This window comes from Pigmentiphaga litoralis, assembly GCF_048632615.1.
Lineage (GTDB): Bacteria > Pseudomonadota > Gammaproteobacteria > Burkholderiales > Burkholderiaceae_B > Pigmentiphaga > Pigmentiphaga litoralis_B.
On record NZ_CP184479.1, the window covers coordinates 3,981,339 to 4,007,246 of the forward strand.

Below are 25,908 nucleotides of genomic sequence, written 5' to 3' on the forward strand. Positions count from 1 at the left end.
GACGAGGTCGCCGTCATTCAGGAAGCCGGCGCCTTGCACGACCACGCGGGCATCGGCGGGCAGGGGGTGATCACTTCGACGCGATCGCCGACTCGGCGGCCCGTTTCGATCTTGAGCTGGGCCACCCGGTTGTCGGGCTGGAGCAGCAGCACATGATTGAAGCCGTCGCGCGGCACGATGGACGCCTGCGGCACCGTCACGGCGCGCGCCTGGCCCAGTTCGAAATCGCCGCGCGCGAACATGCCGGCCTTCAGGCTGGTGGTCTGCGCCATGTTGACCGGGGACGCCTTGAGCTTGCCAGCCGGCAGACTGGCGGCGGCCGGTTTGGCCGACGTGGTGTTGGCCGCGCCCGGGCTGGCGGACACCGCGCCGGTCGCTGCCGCCGGTGCGACAGGGGCAGGGGCATCGGCCGGCAACACGCCCAGCACGTCCACATACACCAGCGCCGCGCGGGTCTGCGGATCGACCGTGGGTGCAATGCTGCGCACCTTGCCATGGACCCGGGCGCCGCTGGCGCCCACGATGACCGCGGGCATGCCGACGTTGATGCGGCCGAGTTCCGCCGACGTGACTTCGGCGCGCCATTCCAGGCGGCCCTGGCGGATCAGCTTGAAAAGTTCGGTGCCTGCGCCCACCACGCTGCCCACCGTGGCGGTACGGGACGAGATGACGCCGTCGTCCGGCGCCAGCACCTGCGTATTGCGCCCGCGTACCTGCTGCGCCGCCAGCACCGCTTCGGCCGCTTCGACCCGCGCGCGAGCGGTTTCGGCGTTGGTCGCGTACTGGTTGATCTGTTGCTGGCTGAGCGCACCGGTCTGTTCCAGGGTGCGCGCCCGCGAGGCGTTGTTGGCGGCGTCGGCGGCGTTGGCCTTGGCCTCGGCCAGCGACGCACGCGCCTGGGCCACATCGGCCTGGACCGTCTCGCCCGAAAACGTGGCAAGCACCTGGCCCTTCTTGACCGTATCGCCCACGTTGACCCGCACTTCCGACAGCTTCAGGCCGGCCGATTCAGAGCCCACGCTGGCTTCCTGCCAGGCGGCGATATTGCCGTTGGCCGACAGGGTGGTGGTCAGTTGGGTGGACTGCGGCGCTTCGACCGTGACGGTCAGCGAAGGCCGGGGCGCGGCGGCGGCCTGCTTGTCGGCGGGCGTTGTGCCCTCGGACGGGGCGGGGCGCCGCGCCACGAAGACGGCAACGCCGACGATGACCAGCAGGACGACGAGCGTGACGATAAGGGTGGAGCGCTTCATGGTTTTCATGGCGACGGAGCCGCAGAAGAAGAGGTCAGCGAGGCGGCGCGGGTCCAGCCGCCGCCAGTGGTGCGATAGAGGGCGACCCACGCATTGGCGCGTTCGCGTTGCAGGGCTACCCGCGCGGTTTGCGCCGCGTACAGCGTGCGTCGCACGTCTTCGAGTTCGATCAGGCTGGCCAGGCCGCTTTTATAGCGGGCCTGCATGGCGTCGAAGGCGGCCTGGTAGTTCTTGACGGCGCTGTCGGCGTCCGACGCCCGGGCATCGGTGCTCTGCAGGTTCACCAGCGCTTCCTCGACTTCGCGCACGGCCTGGCGCACGCTGCCGCGGTAGGCGGCAACGGCTTCGGCATACCGCGCCTTGGCCGACTCGACGTTCGCGCGGCGGGTGCCGCCGTCGAACAAGGGCAGCGTCAGCGTGACGGGGCCGATGCTCCAGGTGTCCAGGGACTGCTCCTGGCCGGCAAGACGGAACGTGCTGCGTCCGACCGATCCCTGCAGGGTGAGGCGAGGATAGCGGGCGGCTTCGGCCGATCCGACCTCGGCGCTGGCCGCGGCCACGCCCAGTTCATTGGAATAGACGTCGGGACGCTGCGCCAGCATGTCGGCAGGCACGCTGGCCACGGCCTGAACATTGGGCAGCGACTGCTGCACTGGCGATGCGGCCAGTTGCGCGGCCAGATCGGATTCCTCGATTCCGGTCAGCGCCACGAGGGCCTTGCGCTGCACGTCGCATTGCGCGCGTTGCTGGCTCAGACGGCCCGATGCATCGGACGCGCTGGCCCGCGCCAAGGCTGCATCGGCTGGCGCCGTGAAACCGGCCTGCGACGACAGGTCGGACAGCCGCGCGGTTTCGCTGCGCGACCGGGTATCGGATTCGGACACCGTCAGTTGCTGCACGCAGGCGCGCTCGGCAAAGTAGGCGTTGGCCGTCTCGGCCGCGACCGACACCCGCGCGTCATGCCACTTGGCGTCGGCGCTGACCAGCCGCGTCTGGGCGGCGTCGCGATCGGAACGCAGCCGGCCGAACAGGTCCGCTTCCCAGCTCGACTGCAGCGCGGCTTGCGTCGTCGTGATAGGGATGGCGATCAATCCCCCGGTGGGCGATGCGCCAAAGCGCGAACCGGAATTGCCGCGCGTGCCGGTCACCGACCCGTCCAGACTCGGCAACAAGGCTGCGCCGCTTTGCACCCGCGTGGCGCGCGCTTCGGCAATGCGCGCCGCGGCGCTGGCGATGGTCGGGCTTTCGACCTGCGCCGCGGCGATCAGGCGGTCCAGCAGCGGATCGTTCAGTTGCCGCCACCAGTCGGTCAGGGCAGGGATGGAGCCGACCGGCAAGGGCGACGCCGCCGGTCCGGGCGGCGGCAGCGGTGCGTTCCATTGCGCAGGGACGGGCGGGGGCACGGCGGCAGGCGGGCGCGTCAGGCCGCAGCCGGCCAATGCCAGGCACACGGGCAGCATGACCGCGCCGGAAAATCGGGAAAGTCTCATGGTCCTCGTCTTATTGCGGCGGGGGTGATGGCGCCTTGTGGAAGACAAAGGCGACCCCCGCTTGATCGCGGGCGAGGGTAGAGCATAGACGAGGTGACGGGTCGAAAGGTTTAAGCAGGATGAATCCAGCCGGCCATCGTGGTGAAACACAACGCGCTCGACTGCGCACGCGCCATGCCCGCCCGACCAAGGGAAAGTATGTAATAGCCGTTTATATCAGGCGGGCTTATATTTTCCGCCGGCATCCGCGCAACGCCGCTCACCTTCTGGTCCGACTTCGTTGACGCCCCTGCCGATCAAGGGACGTATCGATCCCGAAGGAGGAGGCATGAGACAGGTTCGCCCGGAAGGGACAGGCGCGGGCAGGGCAGGACGTCGGGTCAGCGGCGCGCTGGCTGGCCTTGTTGCCAGCGCCCTTGCAGCCGCCGCTGTTGCCGTGCTGCCAATGACCGCGGCTGCGCAGGGCGAGCCCGGCGCATCGCCCGGCCGCTATCCCGAACGCCTCATCAAGATCATCGTGCCCTACACGCCAGGCGGCCTGGTGGACACGTTCACGCGCACCCTGGCCGACGACATGGCGGCGCGGCTCAAGCAGCCGGTCGTGGTCGAAAACCGGTCAGGCGCGAATCAGGCGATCGGCATGGACGCCGCCGCGCGTGCCGCGCCCGATGGCTATACGCTGCTGGTCACGTCGCAGACGGGCATGATCCTGAATCCCCTGACCACCAAGGACCTGCGCACCGATCCCACGCGCGACCTGACCCCCATCGCCACCCTGTTTTCGACACCGTTTTATCTCGTCGTCAATAGCACCGTCCCGGTCAAGTCGGTCCAGGACCTGGTCGCCCTGGCCAAATCCAAGCCCGGCACCTTGACCTATGGCAGTCTGGGCCGAGGCGGCACGCACCACCTGGCTGGCGAACTGTTCAAGCAGCGCACCGGCACCGACCTGCTGCACGTTCCCTACAAGGGCAGCGCCCCCGCCATGAATGACCTGCTGGGCGGGCAGATCGACCTCATGTTCGAAGGCGGCACCTCGACCTTGCCCTATGTGCAGTCCGGACGCCTTCGCGCGCTGGCGTCGACAGGCGAGACGCGTACCGAGGTCATGCCCGACCTGCCGGCGCTGAACGAGATCGTGCCGGGCTTTTCCATGACGGTGTGGTTCGGCCTGGCCGCGCCCAAGGGCATTCCCCAGCCAGTGGCCGACACGCTCCATGCCGCCGTGCAAGCCATGCTGAAGAAACCGTCCACCCACGACAAATTCATGGCCGTGGGCATCGAAATGATGCCGGGGTCACAAGCCGATTTCGCATCGCTGATCCAGTCCGATGTTCCCAAGTGGACCCGCATCGTGCGGGATGCTGGCGTGGGCGTCGAATAAGCGCCACGGGTTCCACTGCTCCTCGCTGTTCTTCGTTCCGTCACCTTCACGCAGGAAACCGCCATGCCCAGCCATGACTTCGCAAGAAAAGGATTGAGTCTGTCCGTCGTCCTTGCCGCCACGCTGGCGGTCGCTGCCTGTGGCGGCGATGACGATCCGGCGCCGGCCCAAGGCCCCGGCCCCGGCGCCAGCGTTCCGACGGCGGCCTCGTGCGCCGCGCTGGCCACCGCAACCGGCTTTCCCAACGCGACCACGCGCATCACCGGCGCGACGTTCACGCCCGCCACCGCCACGGTCGCCGAGCACTGCCTCGTGAACGGCACGATCAACGAGCGCACCGGCGTCGACGGTCAGTCCTACGCCATCAAATTCCGCGTGCGCCTGCCCACCACCTGGAGCGGCCGCCTGTACATGGGCGGCGGCGGAGGCATCAATGGCACCGTCGTCGACCCGGTCAACACGACTGCGCAGGACGGCAAGACCTTGCTGTCGCTGGGCTACGTCACGTTGGGCACCGACAGCGGTCACGACAATGCGGTGAACACCGTGGCGGCCGCCGGCGGCACGGCCGCTTTCGGCCTGGACCCCCAGGCGCGCATCGACTTCGGCTTCAACTCGCTGGACGAAACCGCGCGGGTCGGCAAGGCGCTGGTGTCCAGGTACTTTGGCAAGGGGCCCGACAAGTCCTACTTCATGGGATGTTCCGAAGGCGGACGCGAAGCCATGATCCTGTCGCAGCGCTTCCCTACCTACTTCGACGGCATCGTCGCCGGCGATCCGGGCTATCACCTGCCGTTGGCGAGCGTGGATGGCATCAACGTCTCGCAGACCTTCGCGGCGCTGGCACGGTCGCAGAACCTGTTCGACACGACCGGAGCGCCCGCCATCAACAAGACGTTTACGGATCCCGACCTGATGCTGGTGCGCAACGGCGTCCTGGCCGCATGCGATGGGCTGGACGGACTGAAGGATGGCATCGTCGACAACATGCCGGCATGCACCAACGCCCTGGTCAAACCGGAAATGGACAAGCTGCAGTGCACGGGCGCCAAAACCGATACCTGCCTGCTGCCCGCCCAACTGACCGCGTTGAACAAGGCGCTTGCAGGCGCGCGCAATTCGCAGGGCCAGATCCTGTACAACACCTGGCCCTGGGACGCCGGCATCAGCGGACAGTCCGGCACCACCTACAACCAGGGATGGCGCTCGTGGTGGCTGGGCTCGTATGCGTCGCCCGTGAACAACTCGACCAAGCTGGTGTTTGCGGTGTCCAACCCCTTGCTGTTCACGACGCCGCCGGTGCCGGTGCCTACTTCGGGCGTCGTGAACTACGCGCTGAACTACAGCTTCGACGTCGACGCGCCCAAGGTCTATGCGCGATCCGGCATCTTCTCGCAGTCGGCGGCGCAATACATGTTTGCCGAGTCGACGGCCCTGTCGCCCTTCAGCGAACGCGGAGGCAAGCTGATCCTGTATCACGGCGGCAGCGATACGTCGTTTTCGGTGCAGGACACGATCGACTATTACAACGCCCTGGGTGCCTCGAATCAGAACGTCTCGAACTTTGCGCGGCTGTTCGTCGTGCCCGGCATGAACCATTGCTCGGGCGGCCCGGCCACCGATTCGTTCGATGCCTTGACGCCTTTGGTGAACTGGGTGGAGAAGGGCACCGCGCCTGACAGCATCGTCGCAGCCGCATCCAACCCGGGCTACTTCAACGTGGCGTCCCGTACCCGGCCGCTGTGCCCGTATCCCAAGCAGACGCGGTACAAGGGCACGGGGGATATCAACGACGCGGCGAATTTCGTGTGTCAGTAAGGTAGACAGTTCATCCGTTGCTGCCCCTTGGCAGGCGCAAGCAACTGTCCTTCGAACCCTGCATCGGCGCTCGTCGATGCAGGGTTTTTCTTGTCGACCTGAAACCGGTTGACCCTGCCTCGGCGCAATGGCATCTTGAGCGCAGCCGTGGCTTTCTGGCATTTGCCGTAAGACCGGTCCGGAACACTTTCACAAACATCTCCGGAACGGCCCGCGCGGCGGCATTTGTGCAGAGCGCGTCATGGAAAACCATAGCTCGCTCTTTGCATTTCACAAAACTAAAATGCAATCTTAAGACGCTGCGTCCGACGCATGCAACCCCTGGAGACCAAACCGTGAACTTCATCAAGAGCCCCTGCGCCGCCATCCTCACGGCGCTGGCGTGTTTCGCTGCCGCGCCTACCCACGCGGCTGACGCCACCGTACCTCGTCAAATCAAGCTGACTGCTCCGGCGGCCCCGGGCGGTGGGTGGGACGGCGCATCCCGCGCGCTCCAGCAGGTCCTCATGTCCGAAAAGATCGTGCCCTCGGTCCAGGTAGTGAACGTGCCCGGCGCGGGCGGCACTGTCGGCCTGGCTCAATTCGCCGGTGCGGCCAAGAGTGACGGCAATCAGGCGCTCATGATGGGGATCACCCTGGTCGGCGCCGTGCTGATGAACAAGGCGCCGGTAGGCCTGGACGCCGTCACCCCGATCGCGCGTATCACCGCCGATCCGTTGGTGGTGGTCGTGCCGGCGCAGTCGCCGCATCGGACCATGGCCGACCTGGCCAAGGCGATCAAGGCGGATGCCTCCAAGGTCGTCTGGGCAGGCGGCTCGGCCGGTGGCGCCGACCACATCCTGGCTGGCCTCGTGACCAAGGCAGCGGGTGGCGATACCAGCAAGCTGAACTACGTGCCGTTCTCGGGTGGCGGTGAAGCCTTGGCTGAAATGCTGGGGGGCCGCGTCACGGCGGGCGTGTCGGGCTACAACGAGTTCGAGAGCCAGATCAAGGCCGGCAAGCTGCGCGCCCTGGCCGTGTCGGGTGAACGCAAGGTCGAAGGCGAAGCGGCGGGCACGCTGAAAGAGCAGGGCTTGGATGTGGTGCTGACCAACTGGCGCGGTGTCGTGGCAGGCAGCGGCATTACCGCCGCGCAGCGCCAGGCCTTGAGCGCCGCGGTCCAGCGTGCCGTCGCCACGCCGGCATGGAAAAACGTCCTGAAGACGCGCGGCTGGGAAGATGCGTACCTGGACGGCCCGGCCTTCGACGCTTTCCTGAAAGCCGAGCGTGAACGTGTGTCGGCAGCGCTGACGTCGATCGGACTGGTGAAATGAACGACACCCGTCCCGAATCGGTATTCGGTTCATGGCGCGCGCCGTTTTTCATCGGCGTCGGCCTCTTCGCACTGGCCGCCACGCTATACATCAACGCGGGCGGTCTGCGGTCCGCCGGCACCATGGGGGTCGGTCCTTCCGCGGCCCTGCGGCTGGTCTCGGTGGCGCTGATTGCCCTGGGCCTGGCCCACTGGGTGCAGGCGTTCAAGCTGCGCCGGTTCGCGCCGCGCCCGACCGCGCCGGTCAATGTACCGGCGCTGGCGTGGTGCACCGGCGGCTGGATCGCCGCGATCGCGTGCGTCGCTTTCAACGGCGGGTTCATCCTGGCGGCGACCTTGATGTTCGTTGCCGCGGCGCGGGCGTTCGGCAAGCCAGTCGGCATCGCATCGATCGCCCTGGGGCTGGTGCTGTCCACGGTGGCCTCGCTGTTCTTCACGCAACTGCTGTCGTTGAGCCTGCCTGAAGGCGTGATCGAAGCGGTCCTGTATCGGGCGGCGGACTGACCATGGATACCTTGTCATTGTTGTTGAATGGCCTGGCCGTGGCCGCAACGCCGTCGAACCTGCTGTTCGCGGGCATTGGCGTGCTGCTCGGCACCCTGGTCGGCATTCTGCCCGGCATCAGTCCGTCCCTGACCGTTGCCTTGCTGCTCCCTGTCACCTTCCAGCTCGACCCCACCGGCTCGCTGATCATGTTTGCCGGGATCTATTTCGGCGGCATGTACGGCAGTTCCACCACGGCCATCCTGCTCAACACCCCGGGCGAAGCGGCCTCGATCGCCACTGCCATCGAAGGCCACAAAATGGCCCGCGCGGGCAGGGGCGGACCTGCGCTGGCCACGGCGGCCATCGGCTCGTTCTTTGCAGGCACGCTGGCCACGATCGGCCTGGCGCTGCTCGCCCCCTGGCTGGTCGAGCTTGCCGTGCACTTTGGGCCGTGGGACTACTTTGCGCTGATGATGCTCGCATTCGTGACCGTGGCCGCGACCTTCGGGACGTCGGTCATGCGCGGGCTCACCAGTCTGGTGCTGGGCCTGACACTCGGTCTCGTCGGCATCGACAAGCTGACCGGCCAGTCGAGGCTGGACTTTGGCGTGCCGGTGCTGCTCGATGGCATCTCGATCACGACGTTGGCGGTGGGCCTGTTTGCCGTCGGCGAAACGCTGTTCGTGCTGTCCCGCTTCAACGGCCAGGCCGAAAAGCTGATCCCGGTCAAAGGCTCGTTGTGGATGACGCGCGAAGACTGGTCGCGTTCGTGGAAGGGCTGGCTGCGTGGTTTCGGCATTGGCTTTCCCATTGGCGCCTTGCCGGCTGGTGGGGCCGAAGTGCCGACCCTCCTGTCGTACACGGTTGAACGCAAGCTGGCGCGTCATCCGGAAGAGTTCGGGCACGGCGCGATCGAAGGCGTGGCCGGACCGGAAGCGGCCAACAACGCCGCTGCCACCGGCACCCTGGTGCCGCTGCTGTCGCTCGGTCTGCCCACGTCCGCGACGGCCGCCATGTTGCTGGCAGGTTTTCAGCAGTATGGCCTTGTGCCGGGGCCGCTGCTGTTCACGTCTAATCCTGAACTGGTGTGGGGCCTGATCGCCAGCTTCTTCATCGGCAACGCCATGCTGTTGCTGTTGAACCTGCCGCTGGTGGGATTGTGGGTCAAGCTGCTCGCGATTCCGCAGCACTGGTTGTACGCCGGCATCCTGCTCTTCGCGCTGCTGGGAACGCTTGCCGCCAACCCGTCGGCGGTCGAGCTCGGCATGCTGCTGATCTTCGGCCTGGTCGGCTACGCCATGCGCTACTGGGACTACCCCGTGGCGCCCATGATCGTCGGCCTGATCCTGGGACCGATGGCCGAGATGCAGTTCCGTCGCGCGCTGCAGATCAGCCTGGGCGACCCGATGGTGTTCATCACCAATCCAGGGTCGGCCGTGCTGTTGTTGCTGGCTGTCTTTGCCTTGTTTGCGCCCTTGATTTTCAAGGGACTTCGCAAGTTCAAGGGGGCGGACGAGTAGGGGAGTGAAGGGCGCTTGCCCTTCACTTGGGTCCTTGTTTCCGTCAGGTGGAAAGCTTCGATCCCTTTCTTGCCTTCCAGGACTCGTGCCTCTACCTTGATGTCCGCCTTCGCTGCAACGACGTGGCGCCAGGCGCCGACATCACGCGAGACGACATGACCCAAACCCCATCTTCCCTTGCCCGCTGGCTGACAGCCGCTGCATTCACCAGCCTGCTTGCCAGTGCGCCGGCCACCGTCCAGGCCCAAACCCCCTTTCCTGTCCGACCAGTATCGCTGGTCATCGGCTATCCGCCTGGTGCGATCGTCGACACGGTCGCACGGCAGGTGGGGGCCGCCCTGGCCCCGATCCTGGGCCAACCGGTGGTGCCTGACAACAAGGGCGGTGCGGCAGGCGTGATCGGCGCGGGCGCCGTATCCAAGGCACGCCCCGATGGCTACACCGTGCTGTTCACCGCCTATACCTCCTTGCAGATCGCCAGCGCCATCGAACGCAACCTGGCGTTCGATCCGGTCAATGACCTGATCCCCGTCGCGTCGGTCGGGCGGCCTACCACGCTGCTGTTGGTGAATGCCGATTTCCCCGCAAAGACCTTTGACGAATTCATCGCCTATGTAAAGGGTCGGCCAAACCAGATCAACTTTGGCACCAGTGGCACCGGGTCCCCCAATCACTTCGCGCTTGAGCATCTGAATTCCGTATTCGGCACCCGCATGACGGCGGTGCCCTACAAGGGCGCTGCCCAGATGCTGACCGACATGCTGGGCGGCCGCGTGCAGGCCATCTTCAGTTCGTCATCACTCGCGGCCGGTCACTTGCAGGCGGGTGCGGTGCGCGCGCTGGCCATCGGGTCGCCCGATGCGTCGCCGCTGTTTCCTGAGTTGCCGGTCATCGCCGACAGAGGTGCACCGGAGTTCAATGCGAGCGGGGCGCTGGGGCTGTTCGCACCGCCCGGCACGCCTGCAGCCATTGTCGATCAGTGGAACGCCGCAATCGGCAAGGCCTTGCAGGACCCGACAGTCGCACAAAAGTTGGCGGGCGAAGGCATCATCGTCAAACGCCAGACGGCGTCCCAGTTTGGTGAAAGCTATCGCCGCGAGGCACGGCAGATCGCCGACTTCATCAAGCAAGGCAATCTGAAAATCAATTGATCGCTGTCCGTGCGCCCATCGTCGGGGTACCGCCAGGTATCCCGCTCCGGTGCGCACGGCGGGACGGCCTACACCAGTCCCAGCCGGGCAGCGTTGAACACCGCTTCGGCACGATTTCGCGCCCCCAGCTTGTGATACAGCTTATTGGCGTGGCTTCTGACGGTTGCAACCGTGACGCCCATTTTCTTGCCGACCGCGCGCGCATCCTTGCCGGCGGCAAGCATGCCCAGAAGCTGCGTCTGGCGCCCGGTAAGATGAGGGCGGGTAGCCGCCGTCACGACCACACCGCCACACTCCGCAAAGGACGGTGCGTCGCGCGTACCGCTTGAACGGGCACGCGCCAGCGGGGGATAACAACTGCCGCCGACGCGCAACAGGTTCAGGGACGCCTGCATGACGCTTGGTGCGGCTGCCTTCGACACATAACCCGCTACGCCCAATTGCACCGCACTGCGAGCAAAATCCAGGTCGGGATCTTCGTACAAAGCGAGGCTTCGCAACGGCGTATAACGCTGGATCGTTTCGGCCAACACTGCCTGGTCTTCGATCCGATTGGCCGAGCAACCGAAAATGAGCAGCGTGTTCTGCCGGGCGTCCACCCATTCATGCGCCATGTCGCGTCCGACCGTCGTCAGCTTCTTGAATTCGGGCATCGTTTCCACGACGCGGCGTAGCGCGTGCTGGACACTTGGCAGCTGCTCAATAATGAGTACGTTCATTAACATTGTCCTGGTAAGCGCCAAGTCGGAACTGCGCTGCGGCGACAATGATAGGAGCGTTGTGACGGGAGGTAACTCGGGATTGCGGATGAGCAAGGGATGGGGTGGGGAGAAGGAATCGGGCACTTGAACCCCTGCGCTCTTCACCACCAAGAATTAATTCCTGGATAGCACCGACAGATTATTTTTTACTGCTGGCCATTCGCTTGTGGTGAGGCTGCAAACGTAGGTATCGCGCAAGATGTCCCCTTCAACGGTCCGGTGGAAATGGCCTTCGCAACGTCAAACCGGGCATGGCATAATGAGAACCATTCTCAAACCTATGCTGTGATCCGCGTAGCCGCCTGCTATCGAGCGTCAGCAACCGTCCAGGCCTATCGGCACCGTCCGGATCCTCTCATGCACCTTGCCAGCCCCACCGAGGTCGTCACCGAACTCTACAGCGCCCACCTCGGCTGGCTGCAGGGCTGGTTGCGCAAAAAGCTGGGATGCGCGCACAAATCGGCCGATCTTGCACAGGACACCTTCATACGGATCCTGATCGCATTTGAACGGCAGCGCATTGCCGATGCCGAACTGCGCGAGCCTCGCGCTTATCTGACGACGGTCGCGACCCGTCTCGTCAGCAACCATTTCCGGCGGCAAGCGCTGGAGCGAGCGTACGCTGAAGCATTGAGCCAGATGCCTGCTGCCGCGGCGCCTCCTCCTGAACAACGTTTGATGATCCTTGAAGCGCTTGACGACATCAGCGCGATGCTGGATGCGCTGCCCGACCAGGTCCGCGCAGTGTTCTTGGCCGCGCAATTGGACGGCCTGACCTACAGCGACATCGCGCTCAAACTGGGCATCTCGCCGCGCACCGTGCGCCGCTACATGGCGGTCGCCTACGAACGATGCCTGCTCCATCAGTCATGAATGCTGGCAGCCCCGACGTCGCGCTCGACCCGCGGGTGGCGCGTGAAGCGGCGCAGTGGCTCATGCGCGTCCACCCCGCGGCCGAGCCTACCGACAAGGACCATCGCGCCTGCCAGCAGTGGCGGGCTGCGCACGCGCAACACGAACTGGCGTGGCAACGTGCGCAGCGACTCGATGCCCGGTTCGGCGTGATTCCGCCTGCGTTGAGTACGGCGGTGCTGGAACGACGGCCCGTGCAGGCCCGCCGGCGTGCCGTCACGAAGCTGGCGCTTCTGTTGACGCTGTCGCCCGCGGCGCTGATCGCCTATCGGCAGATGCCGGTCGATGCCTGGCGCGCGGATTACAAGACGGCCACGGGGAAAGGCGCCGTGTGCGCTTGGCCGATGGCAGCCAGGCGCAGATGAACGCCCGGACCGCGTTCGACACCGTGTTCGATACGGCGCAACGCCTGCTGATCCTGCACGAAGGCGAGGTGGTCATCACCACCGCGCCGGACATTTCGCAACCGGTGCGGCCGTTCCGTGTCCAGACTTCGGAAGGGCGGATCCGGGCCATTGGCACCCGCTTCCTGGTGGCGCGCGCCGACGCATGGACCGACGTAGGCGTGTTCGACGGCGCGGTCGAAGTGCAAACGAGCGCAGAAGAATTTCGCACGCGGGTCATCTCGGCCAATCAACAGCTTCGTATGTCGATGGCCGGAATGAGCGAACCCGAGCTGCTGGACGGTCACGCGGCCGACTGGCAATTCGGCATCCTTCATGCCGACAACATGGCCCTTGGCGAGTTCTGCACCCGGCTGGCGCGTTACCGGCGCGGGTGGATACGGTGTGATCCTGCCGTTGCCGACCTGCTCATTTCCGGCAGCTTTCAGGTCGACGATACCGACCGCGCGCTGCGGGCTTTGGTGGCAACGCTGCCGGTCCGCGTCACCTTCCATACGCGGTATTGGGCCACGCTTCAGCCCGCATAAAAAAATATCTGCAAAAAAACTGGCCGCTTTGTCTTGGTGACGTGTCATTGCCTAGGTGAACACGCAATGTCATTTCGTCGAATAAGGATCCACGCCATGTTTTCCCGCCATGCCGCCCCGCCATCCGGCGCGGTTCTACGCCTCAAGCCGCTGGTGCTTGCGGTCAGCTCCGCAAGCCTGACGCTCGCGTGTGTTGCTGTCCCACTGTCGGCGACGGCGGCAGCGGCGGTCGCTCCGGCATCGAATGCTACCGTCCAGGTACGGCCCTATCACATCGCGCCGGGTCCGTTGCAAAATGCGCTGGCCGACTTTGCCGCGCAGGCGCAGCTGACCGTGTCCTTCGTGCCCGACCTGATACGTGGCAAACGTTCCGCCGGTCTTCAAGGGACCTATGCGCCGGCCGATGCCCTGCACCTTTTGGTGGCCGGCACCGGGCTGGAAGCGGTGGCGCAAGGGGAGGGCATCTTCGTCTTGCGGGAACAGGTGGTTGGCGCGCCGGGTGCCGATGCAACCGCCGGCGCCGGTGCCGTCACCCTGCAGGAAGTTGCCGTGACCAGCGAGGCCGCCCGCGACAGCACGACCGAAGGTACCGACACATACAAGGCGCTCTACACCAACACGGCAACGAAGCTCGCCCTGTCGCCGCGCGAAACGCCTCAGACCATCACGACCATCACGCGCCAGCAGATGGACGATGTCGCCATGACGTCGGTCGACGATGCCCTGAAGTCCGTCAGCGGTGTGTTCGCGCAGGATCAGGGAAGTGCCGGCGCGACCTATTACAGCCGCGGGTTCACGCTGCAGACGCAGCTCGACGGCATCGTCACCCCGGCGGGCATCAACAGCGGCAATCGTTCGCCCAAGTTCGATACGGCCTTTGTGGATCGGGTGGAAGTCTTGCAGGGCGCGGCCGGATTGCTGGCCGGTGCAGGCAGCCCAGGGGGCACCGTCAACCTCGTACGAAAGCGACCCACCGAAAGCTTCCAGGCACAGGCCGAAGTCCAACTGGGGTCGTGGAATGCGCGGCGCTTCGTGGGAGACATCTCGGGACCGCTGATCGAGTCCGGCCGCATTCGCGGTCGCCTGGTCGCGCTGGATGACCGCGCGGATTCGTTCACGGACTACGTCTTCCGGGATCGGCAGGCGGTCTATGCCATTGTCGAAGCCGACCTCAGCCCGGACACCCTGCTCAGCGCCAGCGTGCAATACCAGCAGGACACCAGCCTCAACCATTTCGGTGTGCCGTATGGAAAAGACGGCCGCGACGCCAACCTGCCGCGATCGTCGTTCTGGGGTGATCCCAACTATCGCCTGGCCCGGGATTACTCGATCTACACCGTGGGCGTCTCGCAGCGGTTGCCGGGCGACTGGACGCTGAAGGGCGCGTACTCCCGTCAACGCACGGTCAATGACATCGACAACTTCAACAGCCTGACAGGCAGCCTGGACGTGACCACTGGGAATGGCCTTGCGATAGCCAGCCGGTCCAGAAACAATTCGTCCGTCTTGAGTTCCGACTCGGCAGATGTCTACGCGTCAGGGCCATTAAGCCTGCTCGGACGCAAACATGAACTGGTGGTTGGCGCGAACGGCGCCACCTATCGCGACGAAAGCACCGGCACCGGATACATCGCCGGAAGCATCCCGATCAATGTCTACGACTTCAACCCCGAATCGCTGGGCCCCGTCGCGAATGGGACCGCCAGCCGCGCCAAGTCGACCACCACCAACTACGGCATGTACGGCGTCGCGCGCTGGAACCTGACCGACGCGCTCAAGGTGATCACCGGGATGCGCATCAGCAACTACGAAGTCAAGAATGCCGTGACCGGCCGGATCGCGCCCAAGGAAAACAATCAGATCACGCCGTACGCAGGCGTGGTGTACGACCTGGACAGGCAATACTCCGCCTACGTCAGTTATTCGGATATCTTCAACCCCCAGACGAATCGCAGCATCGACGGCAGCGTGCTCAAGCCCGTCGTCGGCGCCAACTATGAAGCGGGTATCAAGGGCGAGGTCCTGGATAAACGGCTCAACGTCTCCGCCGCCGTGTTCCGGCTCGATCAATCGAACCTTGCCGTGCGCGACGATTCCATCCCGAGCGACCCCGGCAATGCCTGCGGCGGCATCTGCTACGACGCCGCCGGCAAGGTGGTCAGCCAGGGCGTGGATCTTGGGGTGAACGGCAAGATCGGCAGGAACCTGAACCTTGCCGCTGGCTACACCTTCACCGACGCCGAATACAAGGCCGGTCCCCAACAAGGACAGCGCTTCGGCCCCGAGCAGCCTCGGCACAGCCTCCGCCTTGCCGCGCACTACAGATTGCCCGACACCGACTGGTCATTCGGCGGCAACGTGGAAACGCGCAGCAAGATCTACCGCACCGGCGGCACGGGCGCCAACGCATGGACCATTCGGCAAGGCGCCTTGTTGCTGCTCGGCGTGCATGCCCGGTATCAGGTCACCCCGAAAACGCAGCTGCTGTTTGCGATCAGCAACCTGACCGATCGCAGGTATCGCGGGCTGTACTCGTTGAACTACTCCCCGTACGGCGAGCCACGCCGGGTGTCGGTGAACCTAAAACATATGTTCTAGCGCGCCGGGCACCTATCGGCGGGTACGGTTGCTCACGCGCGTGCATCAGACGAATGCGTGTCTGGTAATGCAACGGGCTATTTGCCGCCTGTCGCATCAAGGAATGTGCCGGTGACAAACGACGCATCCGCGCTTGCAAGCCAGAGGATGGCATGGGCCACTTCTTCTGGCTGACCTCCGCGCCCCATCGGAATCGTGGACTTCACCCGATCGACTCGCCCGGGCTCGCCACCGCTTGCATGCATCTCGGTGTAGATATGACCCGGCCGGACGCAGTTGACGCGGATGCCTTCCCCGGCGACTTCCTTGGCAAAGCCGATGGTGAACGTCTCGAGCGCACCTTTCGATGCGGCGTAGTCCACGTATTAATTCGGGCTGCCGAGTCGGGCCGACGCGGACGAGATGTTGATCACCACGCCGCCGCGCCCACCGTGGCGATGCGACATGCGCTTGACGGCCTGCTGCGCACAAAGGATGGGGCCGATCGTATTGACCGCAAAGATCCGCTGCATCCGCTCGAAGCCAAGATCTTCCAGGCGCGACTGCCTGGCAATGATGCCGGCGTTGTTCACCAGCACGTCAAGCCGGCCGAATGTCCGGTCAATGGTCTCGAACAACCGCACGACGTCCTCGGGCGACGCACTGTCCGCGCGGACAGCCAGGCCCCGTCGGCCCGCCTGTTCGACCTCGGCCACCACCGCCAGGGCAGCGCCTTCGTTGGACACATAGCTGATGGCCACATCGTAGCCGCGTTGGGCAGCCAGCCGGGCGGTTGCCGCACCCACACCGCGGCTTCCGCCGGTAATCAAGATCACGGGTGCATCCAGGGTCTGTTCCATGTCGTCCTCTGTCATTCTGATTGGGTATCACCGTACGCCGAATCTGGTATTGGACGCAACTGCGTGGCCTCCGCAGAATGGTTGGCAATGACAACCAGATTGGGAGACCTCATGACCCGCGCTATTTCCACGCGCACACTCATCGGCGCTGGCGCGCTGCTGTTTTCCGCATGCACTGCTTCGGTATGTGCCGCCTACCCAGACAAGCCCATCAAGCTGATCGTCACCTTCGTTCCTGGCGGCGGAGCGGACCTGCTTGCCCGTTATCTTGCCAAGGAATTGTCAGCCTCGCTCAAGCAGGTGGTGGTCGTGGAAAACAAGCCGGGTGCCGGCGGCTTGATTGGCATCGACGCCGGCCTGGCCGCCGCGCCCGATGGCTATACCCTGACGCTGATCTCGTCGAGCTACACGGTCAATCCCAGCCTCTACAAACTCAAGTTCGATCCGGTCACCGGCATCACGCCGATCGTGCAGGCGTCGTCTGGCCCGCTGTTGATCGTGACGCCACCGAATTTTCCGGCGCGCACCGTGCCGGAATTGATCGCGCTGGCCAAGGCCAAGCCAGGCGACATCAACTACGCGTCGTCGGGTCTTGGCAGCATCATTCATCTGGCGACCGAGCGCTTCAGCAGCATGGCGGGCATCCGCATGACGCACATTCCCTACAAGGGCGGCGGCAATGCGCAGACGGACCTGATGGCTGGGCAGGTGGGGGTCTACTTCGCGGCGACTGCCAGTGCGTTGCCCCACGTGGCTTCCGGAAAGATGCGCGCGATTGCAGTGACCACGCCCAACCGCATTGCCGCGCTGCCGCAGGTCCCCACCGTGGCCGAGAGCGGCTTGCCCGGTTACGACGCAACGCTCTGGTACGGACTGATCGGTCCTAAGGGCATGCCTCAGGATATCGTTGACCGCCTCAACAAAGAGGTCAATCTCATTCTGAAGACGGAAGGAGCGAAGGAAAAACTTCTGGCCGACGGCGCAGAACCCGCCGGCGGCACGCCTGCCCAATTTCGCGACACCATTCAGAAAGAAATCGGTGTGTGGGGCGCGATCGTGAAGAAGCTGGACATCAAGCCGGAGTAAACACCCCAAGGCTCGCTGGCAAGGCGGCCGCCATGACGAGCCTCGGCCGTGCGCCAGGCTCACTCCGGCTGAATGTTGCCGTCCTTGATCACCTTGGTCCACTTTGCCGTATCACTCTTGATTAGCGCATTGAATTGTTCGGGCGTGTTGGGCGAGGGCTCGATGCCCATCGAGGCCAGGCTTTCCACCACCGACGGGGCCTTCAGCGCCCGGTGAACCGCGGCGTTGACCGTGGTGACGACCGATGCAGGCGTGCCTGCCGGCGCAAACACGCCATACCAGTTGCTGGCCTCGACATTCTTGATGCCGAGCTCGGCCAGCGTCGGGACATCGGGCAAGGCGCGCAAACGTTGAGGCGCCGCGACACCGATCGCCTTCAACCGCTTTTCGTTGATAAAGCCAAGCAAGCCGGAGATATCGCCGAAGAACCCGTCGACGTGGCCGCCGATCGTGTCGGTAATGGCCGGCGCCGCGCCCTTGTACGCAACGTGCAGAACGTCGGCCTTTGTCGAGGTCTGGAACAGGGCGATGGCCATGTGCGGCATGCTGCCGATGCCCGACGACGCAAGCGTGCGCGGCTTCTTGGCCTTGCCGGCGCTGGCGACGAAATCCGCAGCGGTCTTGTCCGGGCTGGTGGGCGACACGACCAGCACTTCCGGCGTGTGCACGACCAGTGACACAGGCACGAAGTCCTTGACGGGGTCGTAGGTCAGCTTGGGGTACAGACCAGGATTGATGGCGATCGCGCCTGCGGAACTCAGGAACAGCACAGTGCCGTCTTTGGGCGAGTTCTTCACGTGTGCCGCGGCAATGGCGCCGTTGGCACCTGGCTTGTTTTCCACGATCACGTTGGTCTTGAGCTCGGAGTCGAGCTGCTTGGCCAACACGCGCGCCAGCGAATCGGCCGGGCCGCCGGGCGGGAAGGCGACGACCAGACGCACGGGGTCCGCAGCGTGGGCGGTGGCCATGACGGAGGTGACTGCCAATAAGGCGGCCGTGCGAAGTGCGGCGTTGAAAGTAAGGTGCATAAAGGTCTCCGGCTTTGAATGGGTATGCGCAGCAGGGCAAGGGGGCGGCGTCATGCGACGCGCGGCAGTCACCCCCCGATTGCCCCCTGCGTGTTGACGTAGATGGAATAGATGGACGTGCACGACGCCATGAACAACCGGTTGCGGTGCTTGCCGCCAAAGCACAGGTTGGCGCAGCGTTCAGGCAGTGCAATGTGGCCGATGGCCTGTCCGTCGGCATCGAACACCCGAACGCCATCCAGTTCTTCGGTGCCCATGCCCCATCCGCACCACAGATTCCCATCGACATCGACCTGGAAGCCATCGGGCGTCCCTTCATCCGCGTCGATGAACGGGCCGGTGTCTTCCAGCGTGCAGCCATCGGCCTTTACGGCAAATCGGCGAATCTGACGGGGACGCGCGCGCGATTCGATGACGTAGAGCAACGATTCGTCTGGAGAAAACGCCAGTCCGTTGGGACCTTGCACGTCGCCGGCGACCACCATCGCGACACCTGTCTCGGGGTCCAGCCGATAGATGTTCGACGGCAGTTCCTGTTCGGCTTTTTCGCCCTGGTAGTAGCCGACGATGCCGAAGGGCGGGTCGGTGAACCAGATCGATCCATCCGACTTCACGACCACATCGTTGGGCGAATTCAGCCGCTTGCCTTCGAAGCTGTCCATGAGCACCGTGATGCAGCCATCGTGCTCGGTACGAGTCACGCGCCGTCCCAGGTGTTCGCAGGTAATCAGACGCCCCTGACGGTCACGTGTGTTGCCGTTGGCGTGCGATGACGCCGGGCGCCACACGGATGTCTGTCCGGTGATTTCGTCCCATCGCATGATGCGGTCGTTGGGCACGTCGCTCCACAGCAGGTAGCGGCCATCTCCGAACCAGACCGGGCCTTCCGCCCAGCGGCTGCCGGTGGCCAGCCGTTCAACGAATGCTGATGCAAGGTGGTATTTTTCGAACGCCGGCGCCAGCACGCGAAAAGCCGGGTCGGGAAAGCGCTGGGTGGGTTGCCACATGGTCGTGGGCTCCTGCGGTCAGTGGCTTGCGTGCACACGGGCTGACGCCATCACGTGTACAAGCGAGCGGGATTGAGATGAAGGACAGCTTCTTCGGACGCGGTTCCGCCGCACGCCAGGGCCAGCAGGCTGCGCAGCTCGCCCATGTCGGGACGTTCCGAGGTGATGTTGACGTGAGGCCAGTCGGACCCCCAGATGGCACGTTCGGGTGCCGCGCGCAACAGGCGTTGCATGAGTGGCAAGGCATCGTCAAAGGGCCGCCGGCCGGCCGATACCCGGTCGGCGCCGGATACCTTGATCCAGACTTCCGGGCGGGACAGGTGATCGACCAGCGTATCGACCGGGGCTGATCGGTGGGCGTCCGCCGCCGGACGCCCCATGTGGTCGACGACCAGGGGCACGCCCGGATCGTTCAATGCCGCCAAGGCCTCCACCGCCTTGTCGATCGGGGCATGCAGCAGCGCATGCCAGCCGTAAGGCCGGATGCGCGCGAGCAGGTCACGATGGCGTGACGCACCTTGCGATGCGGGCAGGTGCGGCATCAGCCCCAGGCGTATTCCTCGCACGCCGCGGGCATGCATGTCGGCAAGCTTGGCTTCGTCGATATCCGGGTCGATCAAGGCAATCGCGCGATAGCGGCCGTTGCCGGCAGCCAGGGCGTCGAACAGTGCGGTATGGTCGGCACTGTAGCAGGCGGCCTGGATCAGCACGCCATGCGTGATGCCGCAGGTACGGTGCGCAGCGCGCAGCGCGTCAAAGGACGCTTCGTCCGGACGATAGGCCGGCGCGTCGGGCAGCGGAAAGCGCGACCACGGGCCGAAGACGTGGGTATGGCAATCCCAGCAAACAGGGGTATCCGTCATGCGTGTCCAGTCAGGGCGATAGAAACAGGGCCGGAATCGCCCACATCAATCCGACTTGGTGCCGGTTTCTTTGATGATGCGAGTCCATCGTTCGTACTCGGAGCCAATGAGCTTGCCGTAGTCACCAGGCGTGCCGCCGGTCGCCATGGCGCCCTGCGCAATCAGGCTGTCACGGGTGTCCGGCTGCGCCAGCACTTTGTTGACCGCCTCATTGAGCTTCGTCACGACCGGTGCGGGCAGCGCTGCGGGTCCGACAATGCCTTGCCAGGTGCCGGAATCGAATCCGGGTGCCACGGTTTCTCCGAGAGTCGGCGTATCGGGCAGGATCGAAACACGCTGCGCGGTGGTGGCTGCGATGGCACGCAGCCTGCCTTCCTTGACGAAGGGCATGAAGGCGTTAAGGCTGCCCGACATCATGAAGTCGATGCGGCCCGCCAGCAGATCGGGCAGGGCGGCAGCATTGCCCTTATAAGGCACGTGTGAAAAAGTGACGCCTGTCTGCTTGCCGAACAGTACCGCAGTAAGGTGATCAATCGTGCCATTGCCGGAGGACCCGAAATTGAGCGCGCCGGGCTTGCGCTTGAGCAGCTCAACGAATTCTTTTGGCGTCTTTGCGTCAACGGACGGGTTCACGATCAGCACCAGCGGCACTGTGGCGACGTAGGCGACCGGAGTGAAGATCTTGCGGGGATCGAGTCGCGGCGTGTTGAACAGCGCGGGCGAAATGGTGACGGACGAGCTGTTGTAGAGCAGCGTGTAGCCATCGGCTGGCGCGTTGGCAACGACGTCCGAGGCCAGATTGCCGCCGGCGCCCGGACGGTTTTCCACGACCACGGGCTGACCCAGCTGGTCGGCCAATTTTTGCGCAAACAGCCGTGCCAGTACGTCCGTCGGTCCGCCTGGAGAAAACGCCACGACCATGCGCACCGGTTTGTCGGGGTAGGCCGCTTGCGCGGCGCCTGGAAACGCGGCGGCGGAAACCGTCACGATCGCTGCGGCAGCCAGCGAAATGCTCGCCAGCACGGTCGAAAATACGGGCGTCCGAGACGTGCCGGACGCAGCCGGTCTCGCGCCCTGGGTCACGGCGATAGTCATGCGTGTCTCCTTGAATCTTGTAACGAGGGCAGGTCGATCCAGCAGCCCGCGGGCTGCCGGCGCGCACCCTTCTTAATCGCAGCGCGCGCTCATGCCGCCGTCCACCACGATTTCGGTGGCCGTAATGAACCGCGCTTCATCCGACGCCAGGAACAGCGCGGCGTTGGCCGTGTCGCGGCCATCCCCCATCCAGCCCATTGGAATCCGCGCCTGGCGTTGCTGCAGCAGCGCATCGACGTCGCCGCCCGCACGCTGGCCGGCCAGGCGCACTTCGACCATAGGCGTATGCATCTGCCCTGGCACGACCGTGTTCACGCGAATGTTCTTCTTGGCGTACTGCACGCCAACGACCTTCGAGAACTGGATGATGCCGGCCTTGGAACTGGCATAACCCACTTGCGCCGCGCCAGTCCAGCGCGTGCCGGACGTGGACGACATGTTCACGATCGATCCGCCGCCTTGCGCTTCCATGATGGGCAGCACGCTCTTGCAGGTCAGGAACACGCTCTTCAGGTTGAAGTCGATCTGGCGATCCCAGTCGGCTTCGCTCAGTTCGACCGGGCCACCCTTGGCGGAGCCGCCTACATTGTTGACGAGGATGTCGATGCGGCCGTAGGTCTCCTTGCACTTCTGGACCATGGCGGCGACATCGTCGGCCGACATCACGTCACATGTCCACGGCGTGACTTCGCCGCCGAATTCAGCAATGCGCGACAGCGTTTCTTCCATTGCAGCCAAGTCGCGATCGACGGCAAAAATCTTCGCGCCTTCCTGAGCGAACCGGACGGCCGCGGCGCGGCCATTGCCCCAGCCCGGGCCGACGCAACCCGCGCCGGTAATGATGGCAACCTTGCCTTCGAGTCTTCCTGTCATGGTGTCTCCTGAGTCGTTGAATGCGAAAACGTCATCACGCCATTTCGCGTGGCTCGCCTTCGGGCGGCTGCACGTCGAACACGTTGATGGTCATCGAAATGAGGGTGTAGTAACCGGCGATACCGACGAGGTCGATCACGCCATCCTGACCAAGCAGGGCTACTGCGCGCGCATACAGGTCGTCGGGTACGCCGCGCTGAGCGTGCAGCACCGTGACGAAGTCCACGACGACTGCTTCGCTGTCGGATGCAAACGGGGGGGCTGACGGTCACGAATGGCGTCGATGACATCGGCGGGCAGGCCTGCCTTCAGCGCGATGGCCTTGTGCGCCCACCATTCGAATTCGGAATTCCAGTGACGCGCGAGGACGAGGATGGCCAGCTCGGACAGACGAGGCGGCAGGCTGCTGTCATACCGGCAGTACTGGCCAAGCGCCTGGGCGTGTTCCGCCAATCCCGGCCGATTGAGCCAGACCGCCAGGGGACCGCGCACGCGTCCGCGAGGCCCACTGGCGATCATGTCATAGACCTTGCGCTGATGGTCTGTCATCACGGCAGGGTCAAGGTCGGGCACGCGCGGCATCGTCTCTCCAGGTTTGTCGTTGTTGTGTCGGTCCGGTATTCTGCGCAGCCTGCTTATGTCAGTCCAATTGCTTTTTAGACACTCAGTGATATTCAAACTGAATAACTGAAAGGAGACGTCATGCTCGACCTGAAGCCGCTCCGACTCTTCCTGGTCCTTGCCGAGGAACTGCACTACGGCCGTGCTGCGCAGCGTCTGCATATGTCGCAGCCTCCACTGACCAAACACATCCAGCAGCTGGAAGCGCGTCTGGGCGTTCAGCTGTTTGAGCGCAACAAGCGAAGCGTGCGCATCACGCCTGCCGGCCGCGAATTGGTGCAGGGGCTGGTCATGGCGAGCGAACAATCGCTACGCGCGGTGCAACGTGCCGAACGCGGCGAGATCGGGCGGATACGGGTGGGATTCGTTGCCGCCGTGCTGTTCATGGGGATCGAAGGGCTGGTGCAACGGATCGAGCACGACTTGCCCGGTGTGGAAAGCGCCTGGGAAGAAATGGGATCGAACGAACAGCTCGAGGCCTTGCAACAGGACCGTATCGACCTGGGTTTCGGCCAGATATCGCAGGTGGGCGACATGCGGTCGCATGTCGTGGCCCGGGTGCCGCTGGTGGTGGCGCTGCCCACCACGCACCGTCTGGCGGACGCCCCCGTGGTCGTGTTGTCGGACCTGATCAACGATGCGTTCATCGCCATCCCGAGGCAGAGCGCGCCGACTTTTCACGATCTGTCGATTTCGGTGTGCATGGCCGCCGGGTTCAGCCCGAACATCCTGCACTCGGCCAAGCATCTGGTCTCGATCGTGAGTCTTGTGGCCATGGGCCGCGGGGTATCCCTGGTGCCTGAATCGTTCGCGCGTGCGGCCGTGCCCGGCGTCTGTTTCAAGGCGATCGAAGGCTCGGACGCGCGCGCGGAATATTCGGTGGTGTGGAACCCCGCCAATACCTTGCCGGTGTTGCCGCGCGTCCTGCATGTGCTCGGGGTCCCGGATGCCTGACGATCAGGCCGCCTTGATGCCAAATCGGGTATCGAGATAGTCCAGGATGCCGTGCAGCACGGCTTCCGGTTGCTCGGGAATCAGCGCATGCGCGGCGTTGCGTATCGTCAGATTGGTCACCCGATCGCCCAGCTCGTCGCGCAACACATTGGCATAGCTCGGCGGCGCCACCACGTCATATTCCGCCTGCATATTCAGAATCGGTGCATGGCCTCCGGCAAAGAATTCGTCGACCGGCGTCCTTTTTTGCGCCAGCGTCTGCTGGGTCATCAGCCGCGTGTTGAAGCCCTTGAGCCATGCGCGGGCATCATTGCCCGGCGCGAAAAACACCCGTTGCAAATGCGCCAGCCGCTGCGCATCCGGCAAGTCCATGTTGCCGCTGCCCTCGATCGATGCACGGATGTCCGGGGGGATGGGCGCGGCCGTCATGCCCCGGGGCACCTTGCCGGCCGACCCCGCCAGCAGCATCAGTCCGCGCACCAGGTCCGGCCGGTCGGATGCCACGGTGCGGGCAATCCAGTTGCCGTGCGCATGACCGATGAGGAATGCGGGCCCGCAGTCCTCATGCTCGATGACCGCCGCAATGTCCTGGGCCCAGTCGTGTAGCGTTTTGTCTTCGAGCGGTCCCGTACTGCCGGCGTTGCCGCGTGGCTCCGGGCATACTGTGCGAAAGCCCGCTGCACTCAGTGGCGCGGCCAGTTCGTCCATGTCGCGCGCACCCCGGCCCAGGGACGGCAGCAGGACCACCAGGGGCCCGCTGCCGCGCGTCCAGCACTCGATGGCAATGCCGTTGCCACGATCAACCATGTGGCGGGCTTCGGGGGCACCGGCCTGGCGAATTGAGATGGTTGGCGAGCGGTGGGGTTCATGGGCATGCTAAGTTCCTTCAACGGAAAAAGAAGCAGACGTCGTGTCGGACACGGCATCCGTCATGATCAAAAAAATGAAGCGAGACACGACCCCATGGATCTGCGGCAACTGCGCTACTTCGTCACGGTCGCCGACGAACTGAACTTCAGCCGGGCCGCCGAAAAGCTGCATATGTCGCAGCCGCCCTTGTCGCACCAGATCAAGGCGCTGGAAGACGAGCTGGGCGTCGAACTGCTGTATCGCACGCGGCGCGAAGTCAAGCTGACCGATGCGGGCCGCGTCCTGCTCAAGCACGCGCGATCGTTGTTCGACCAGGTGGACATCGCTGTTAAAAGCACCGTCAAGGCCGCGGCAGGGGACTCGGGCGTCGTGCGGCTGGGCATGGCGACCTCGGCGGTGTTCAATGTCCTGCCGACCATTCTTGAAGCGATCCGCGAACGCTTTCCATCGGTAGAGGTGATCGTTGCCGACATGGAATCGAAAGAACAGATCCGGAATGTGGCGCTCGACAAGCTGGATATCGGCTTCATCCACGCGATGCCTCCGACCTCCGGCATGCAGCACGTCGAGTTGTTTTCCGAACCCTACGCGGCGGTATTGCCGGCTGGCCATCCCTTGGCCGACCGTGAGCCGTTGACCTTGAAGGATCTGGCGGACACGCCCATGGTCGCCTTTTCGCGCGAACATGCGCCGGCCTTGTCGGACGCGTTGATTGCCACCTGCCTGGGCGCGGGTTTTCATCCTGGCATCGCTCACACGGCCCGCCATCCACTGACCGTGCTGCAGATGGTCAGTGTCGGCCTGGGCGTCGCGCTGGTGCCGAAATCGTTCGCGCCCACCGCGTTCGGCGGGGTGCGCTTCCGGGATCTGGAAGGCGACTCGGGTCATATCCGTATCGAAGCGATCTGGCGTGACAACCACCCATCGGAGCTGGTCCAGCGCGTGATTGCCGAGGTCATCCTGCCCGCTGCTCGCCTGACGGCGCCGCAAGCCTGAGGACTTCTCGAACCGAGCTGTCCGCAAAGGCCAGGAAGCAGGCCTGCAGCCGTGTGACCGCCT

23 protein-coding genes and 1 pseudogene are annotated in these 25,908 nt (G+C 64.6%); 13 read left to right on the top strand and 11 right to left on the bottom strand.

Features of this window, described 5'->3' with window-relative positions; translation table 11 throughout:
* Positions 1 to 17 precede the first annotated feature (17 nt).
* Both ACNANG_RS18275 and ACNANG_RS18280 read right to left on the bottom strand, forming a co-directional pair.
* Positions 18 to 1,259 carry an efflux RND transporter periplasmic adaptor subunit gene (locus ACNANG_RS18275; RefSeq protein ID WP_420224194.1) on the bottom strand — a complete coding sequence of 414 codons (1,242 nt, stop codon included), beginning with the start codon at positions 1,257 to 1,259 and terminating at the stop codon, positions 18 to 20.
* Positions 1,256 to 2,740: an efflux transporter outer membrane subunit gene (locus tag ACNANG_RS18280; protein WP_420224195.1), complete on the bottom strand. Its 1,485-nt coding sequence runs from the start codon at positions 2,738 to 2,740 to the stop codon at positions 1,256 to 1,258. Before ACNANG_RS18280 ends, ACNANG_RS18275 begins: the two co-directional genes overlap by 4 nt.
* A 328-nt stretch (positions 2,741 to 3,068) precedes the next feature.
* Between ACNANG_RS18280 and ACNANG_RS18285 the strand changes: the two genes are divergently transcribed.
* The 6 genes from ACNANG_RS18285 to ACNANG_RS18310 all read left to right on the top strand — a co-directional run bounded on the left by ACNANG_RS18285 (position 3,069) and on the right by ACNANG_RS18310 (position 10,411).
* The gene (locus ACNANG_RS18285; RefSeq protein ID WP_420224196.1) at positions 3,069 to 4,124 is read left to right on the top strand and encodes a Bug family tripartite tricarboxylate transporter substrate binding protein; all 1,056 of its coding nucleotides are present in this window, start codon (positions 3,069 to 3,071) and stop codon (positions 4,122 to 4,124) included.
* A 63-nt stretch (positions 4,125 to 4,187) separates the two neighbouring features.
* Positions 4,188 to 5,942: a tannase/feruloyl esterase family alpha/beta hydrolase gene (locus ACNANG_RS18290; RefSeq protein ID WP_420224197.1), complete on the top strand. Its 1,755-nt coding sequence runs from the start codon at positions 4,188 to 4,190 to the stop codon at positions 5,940 to 5,942.
* Between the two features lie 335 nt (positions 5,943 to 6,277).
* A complete protein-coding gene (locus ACNANG_RS18295) occupies positions 6,278 to 7,255 on the top strand; it encodes a Bug family tripartite tricarboxylate transporter substrate binding protein (protein WP_420224198.1) in 978 nt (325 codons plus the stop codon).
* A complete protein-coding gene (locus ACNANG_RS18300) occupies positions 7,252 to 7,758 on the top strand; it encodes a tripartite tricarboxylate transporter TctB family protein (protein ID WP_420224199.1) in 507 nt (168 codons plus the stop codon). The genes ACNANG_RS18295 and ACNANG_RS18300 overlap by 4 nt, the downstream gene beginning before the upstream one ends.
* A gap of 2 nt (positions 7,759 to 7,760) precedes the next feature.
* A complete protein-coding gene (locus ACNANG_RS18305) occupies positions 7,761 to 9,260 on the top strand; it encodes a tripartite tricarboxylate transporter permease (RefSeq protein ID WP_420224200.1) in 1,500 nt (499 codons plus the stop codon).
* A gap of 155 nt (positions 9,261 to 9,415) precedes the next feature.
* Positions 9,416 to 10,411: a Bug family tripartite tricarboxylate transporter substrate binding protein gene (locus ACNANG_RS18310; RefSeq protein WP_420224201.1), complete on the top strand. Its 996-nt coding sequence runs from the start codon at positions 9,416 to 9,418 to the stop codon at positions 10,409 to 10,411.
* Between the two features lie 68 nt (positions 10,412 to 10,479).
* Here ACNANG_RS18310 and ACNANG_RS18315 read toward each other — a convergent pair whose 3' ends face one another.
* Positions 10,480 to 11,280 carry a LuxR C-terminal-related transcriptional regulator gene (locus ACNANG_RS18315; RefSeq protein ID WP_420227579.1) on the bottom strand — a complete coding sequence of 267 codons (801 nt, stop codon included), beginning with the start codon at positions 11,278 to 11,280 and terminating at the stop codon, positions 10,480 to 10,482.
* A 249-nt stretch (positions 11,281 to 11,529) separates the two neighbouring features.
* Between ACNANG_RS18315 and ACNANG_RS18320 the strand changes: the two genes are divergently transcribed.
* From ACNANG_RS18320 to ACNANG_RS18335, 4 genes are read left to right on the top strand one after another with little or no spacing between them, the layout of a single operon-like run.
* Positions 11,530 to 12,045 (top strand): sigma-70 family RNA polymerase sigma factor, encoded by a 516-nt coding sequence (locus ACNANG_RS18320; protein WP_420227580.1) that lies wholly within the window; start codon positions 11,530 to 11,532, stop codon positions 12,043 to 12,045.
* Positions 12,042 to 12,449, top strand: coding sequence for a DUF4880 domain-containing protein (locus ACNANG_RS18325; protein ID WP_420224202.1), 408 nt, complete (start codon positions 12,042 to 12,044; stop codon positions 12,447 to 12,449). Before ACNANG_RS18320 ends, ACNANG_RS18325 begins: the two co-directional genes overlap by 4 nt.
* The gene (locus ACNANG_RS18330; RefSeq protein WP_420224203.1) at positions 12,446 to 13,015 is read left to right on the top strand and encodes a FecR domain-containing protein; all 570 of its coding nucleotides are present in this window, start codon (positions 12,446 to 12,448) and stop codon (positions 13,013 to 13,015) included. Before ACNANG_RS18325 ends, ACNANG_RS18330 begins: the two co-directional genes overlap by 4 nt.
* 36 nt (positions 13,016 to 13,051) lie before the next feature.
* On the top strand, positions 13,052 to 15,613 hold the full coding sequence (locus ACNANG_RS18335) for a TonB-dependent siderophore receptor (protein WP_420227581.1): 2,562 nt from the start codon (positions 13,052 to 13,054) through the stop codon (positions 15,611 to 15,613).
* 77 nt (positions 15,614 to 15,690) lie between these two features.
* Here the strand turns inward: ACNANG_RS18335 and ACNANG_RS18340 are convergent.
* Positions 15,691 to 16,452: pseudogene (locus ACNANG_RS18340) on the bottom strand (SDR family oxidoreductase).
* Between the two features lie 111 nt (positions 16,453 to 16,563).
* Here ACNANG_RS18340 and ACNANG_RS18345 point away from each other — a divergent pair.
* The gene (locus tag ACNANG_RS18345) at positions 16,564 to 17,538 is read left to right on the top strand and encodes a tripartite tricarboxylate transporter substrate binding protein (protein WP_420224204.1); all 975 of its coding nucleotides are present in this window, start codon (positions 16,564 to 16,566) and stop codon (positions 17,536 to 17,538) included.
* Between the two features lie 59 nt (positions 17,539 to 17,597).
* Here the strand turns inward: ACNANG_RS18345 and ACNANG_RS18350 are convergent, their stop codons facing one another.
* The 6 genes from ACNANG_RS18350 to ACNANG_RS18375 form a co-directional block, all read right to left on the bottom strand.
* Positions 17,598 to 18,566, bottom strand: a complete 969-nt coding sequence (locus tag ACNANG_RS18350; protein WP_420224205.1) for a Bug family tripartite tricarboxylate transporter substrate binding protein — start codon at positions 18,564 to 18,566, stop codon at positions 17,598 to 17,600.
* Between the two features lie 68 nt (positions 18,567 to 18,634).
* A complete protein-coding gene (locus ACNANG_RS18355; RefSeq protein ID WP_420224206.1) occupies positions 18,635 to 19,573 on the bottom strand; it encodes an SMP-30/gluconolactonase/LRE family protein in 939 nt (312 codons plus the stop codon).
* A 50-nt stretch (positions 19,574 to 19,623) separates the two neighbouring features.
* Positions 19,624 to 20,436, bottom strand: a complete 813-nt coding sequence (locus tag ACNANG_RS18360) for an amidohydrolase family protein (protein WP_420224207.1) — start codon at positions 20,434 to 20,436, stop codon at positions 19,624 to 19,626.
* A gap of 45 nt (positions 20,437 to 20,481) precedes the next feature.
* Positions 20,482 to 21,531 (bottom strand): tripartite tricarboxylate transporter substrate binding protein, encoded by a 1,050-nt coding sequence (locus ACNANG_RS18365; RefSeq protein WP_420224208.1) that lies wholly within the window; start codon positions 21,529 to 21,531, stop codon positions 20,482 to 20,484.
* A gap of 72 nt (positions 21,532 to 21,603) precedes the next feature.
* Positions 21,604 to 22,404, bottom strand: coding sequence for an SDR family NAD(P)-dependent oxidoreductase (locus ACNANG_RS18370; RefSeq protein ID WP_420224209.1), 801 nt, complete (start codon positions 22,402 to 22,404; stop codon positions 21,604 to 21,606).
* A gap of 159 nt (positions 22,405 to 22,563) precedes the next feature.
* Positions 22,564 to 23,187: a carboxymuconolactone decarboxylase family protein gene (locus ACNANG_RS18375; protein WP_420227689.1), complete on the bottom strand. Its 624-nt coding sequence runs from the start codon at positions 23,185 to 23,187 to the stop codon at positions 22,564 to 22,566.
* Between ACNANG_RS18375 and ACNANG_RS18380 the strand changes: the two genes are divergently transcribed.
* Positions 23,107 to 23,979 carry a LysR substrate-binding domain-containing protein gene (locus tag ACNANG_RS18380; RefSeq protein ID WP_420224210.1) on the top strand — a complete coding sequence of 291 codons (873 nt, stop codon included), beginning with the start codon at positions 23,107 to 23,109 and terminating at the stop codon, positions 23,977 to 23,979. The two genes, ACNANG_RS18375 and ACNANG_RS18380, sit on opposite strands and share 81 nt — an antisense overlap.
* A gap of 3 nt (positions 23,980 to 23,982) precedes the next feature.
* Here ACNANG_RS18380 and ACNANG_RS18385 read toward each other — a convergent pair whose 3' ends face one another.
* Positions 23,983 to 24,786 carry an alpha/beta fold hydrolase gene (locus ACNANG_RS18385; RefSeq protein WP_420224211.1) on the bottom strand — a complete coding sequence of 268 codons (804 nt, stop codon included), beginning with the start codon at positions 24,784 to 24,786 and terminating at the stop codon, positions 23,983 to 23,985.
* Positions 24,787 to 24,942: 156 nt separating this feature from the next.
* Between ACNANG_RS18385 and ACNANG_RS18390 the strand changes: the two genes are divergently transcribed.
* On the top strand, positions 24,943 to 25,845 hold the full coding sequence (locus ACNANG_RS18390) for a LysR family transcriptional regulator (protein ID WP_420224212.1): 903 nt from the start codon (positions 24,943 to 24,945) through the stop codon (positions 25,843 to 25,845).
* Positions 25,846 to 25,908 lie beyond the last annotated feature (63 nt).

Coding starts and splice junctions, on each gene's coding strand:
- ACNANG_RS18275 (WP_420224194.1), bottom strand. CDS start 1,259: ATGAAAACCATGAAGCGCTCCACCCTTATCGTCACGCTCGTCGTCCTG.
- ACNANG_RS18280 (WP_420224195.1), bottom strand. CDS start 2,740: ATGAGACTTTCCCGATTTTCCGGCGCGGTCATGCTGCCCGTGTGCCTG.
- ACNANG_RS18285 (WP_420224196.1), top strand. CDS start 3,069: ATGAGACAGGTTCGCCCGGAAGGGACAGGCGCGGGCAGGGCAGGACGT.
- ACNANG_RS18290 (WP_420224197.1), top strand. CDS start 4,188: ATGCCCAGCCATGACTTCGCAAGAAAAGGATTGAGTCTGTCCGTCGTC.
- ACNANG_RS18300 (WP_420224199.1), top strand. CDS start 7,252: ATGAACGACACCCGTCCCGAATCGGTATTCGGTTCATGGCGCGCGCCG.
- ACNANG_RS18305 (WP_420224200.1), top strand. CDS start 7,761: ATGGATACCTTGTCATTGTTGTTGAATGGCCTGGCCGTGGCCGCAACG.
- ACNANG_RS18310 (WP_420224201.1), top strand. CDS start 9,416: ATGACCCAAACCCCATCTTCCCTTGCCCGCTGGCTGACAGCCGCTGCA.
- ACNANG_RS18320 (WP_420227580.1), top strand. CDS start 11,530: ATGCACCTTGCCAGCCCCACCGAGGTCGTCACCGAACTCTACAGCGCC.
- ACNANG_RS18325 (WP_420224202.1), top strand. CDS start 12,042: ATGAATGCTGGCAGCCCCGACGTCGCGCTCGACCCGCGGGTGGCGCGT.
- ACNANG_RS18330 (WP_420224203.1), top strand. CDS start 12,446: ATGAACGCCCGGACCGCGTTCGACACCGTGTTCGATACGGCGCAACGC.
- ACNANG_RS18345 (WP_420224204.1), top strand. CDS start 16,564: ATGACCCGCGCTATTTCCACGCGCACACTCATCGGCGCTGGCGCGCTG.
- ACNANG_RS18350 (WP_420224205.1), bottom strand. CDS start 18,566: ATGCACCTTACTTTCAACGCCGCACTTCGCACGGCCGCCTTATTGGCA.
- ACNANG_RS18355 (WP_420224206.1), bottom strand. CDS start 19,573: ATGTGGCAACCCACCCAGCGCTTTCCCGACCCGGCTTTTCGCGTGCTG.
- ACNANG_RS18360 (WP_420224207.1), bottom strand. CDS start 20,436: ATGACGGATACCCCTGTTTGCTGGGATTGCCATACCCACGTCTTCGGC.
- ACNANG_RS18365 (WP_420224208.1), bottom strand. CDS start 21,531: ATGACTATCGCCGTGACCCAGGGCGCGAGACCGGCTGCGTCCGGCACG.
- ACNANG_RS18370 (WP_420224209.1), bottom strand. CDS start 22,404: ATGACAGGAAGACTCGAAGGCAAGGTTGCCATCATTACCGGCGCGGGT.
- ACNANG_RS18380 (WP_420224210.1), top strand. CDS start 23,107: ATGCTCGACCTGAAGCCGCTCCGACTCTTCCTGGTCCTTGCCGAGGAA.
- ACNANG_RS18375 (WP_420227689.1), bottom strand. CDS start 23,187: ATGCAGACGCTGCGCAGCACGGCCGTAGTGCAGTTCCTCGGCAAGGAC.
- ACNANG_RS18385 (WP_420224211.1), bottom strand. CDS start 24,786: ATGGTTGATCGTGGCAACGGCATTGCCATCGAGTGCTGGACGCGCGGC.
- ACNANG_RS18390 (WP_420224212.1), top strand. CDS start 24,943: ATGGATCTGCGGCAACTGCGCTACTTCGTCACGGTCGCCGACGAACTG.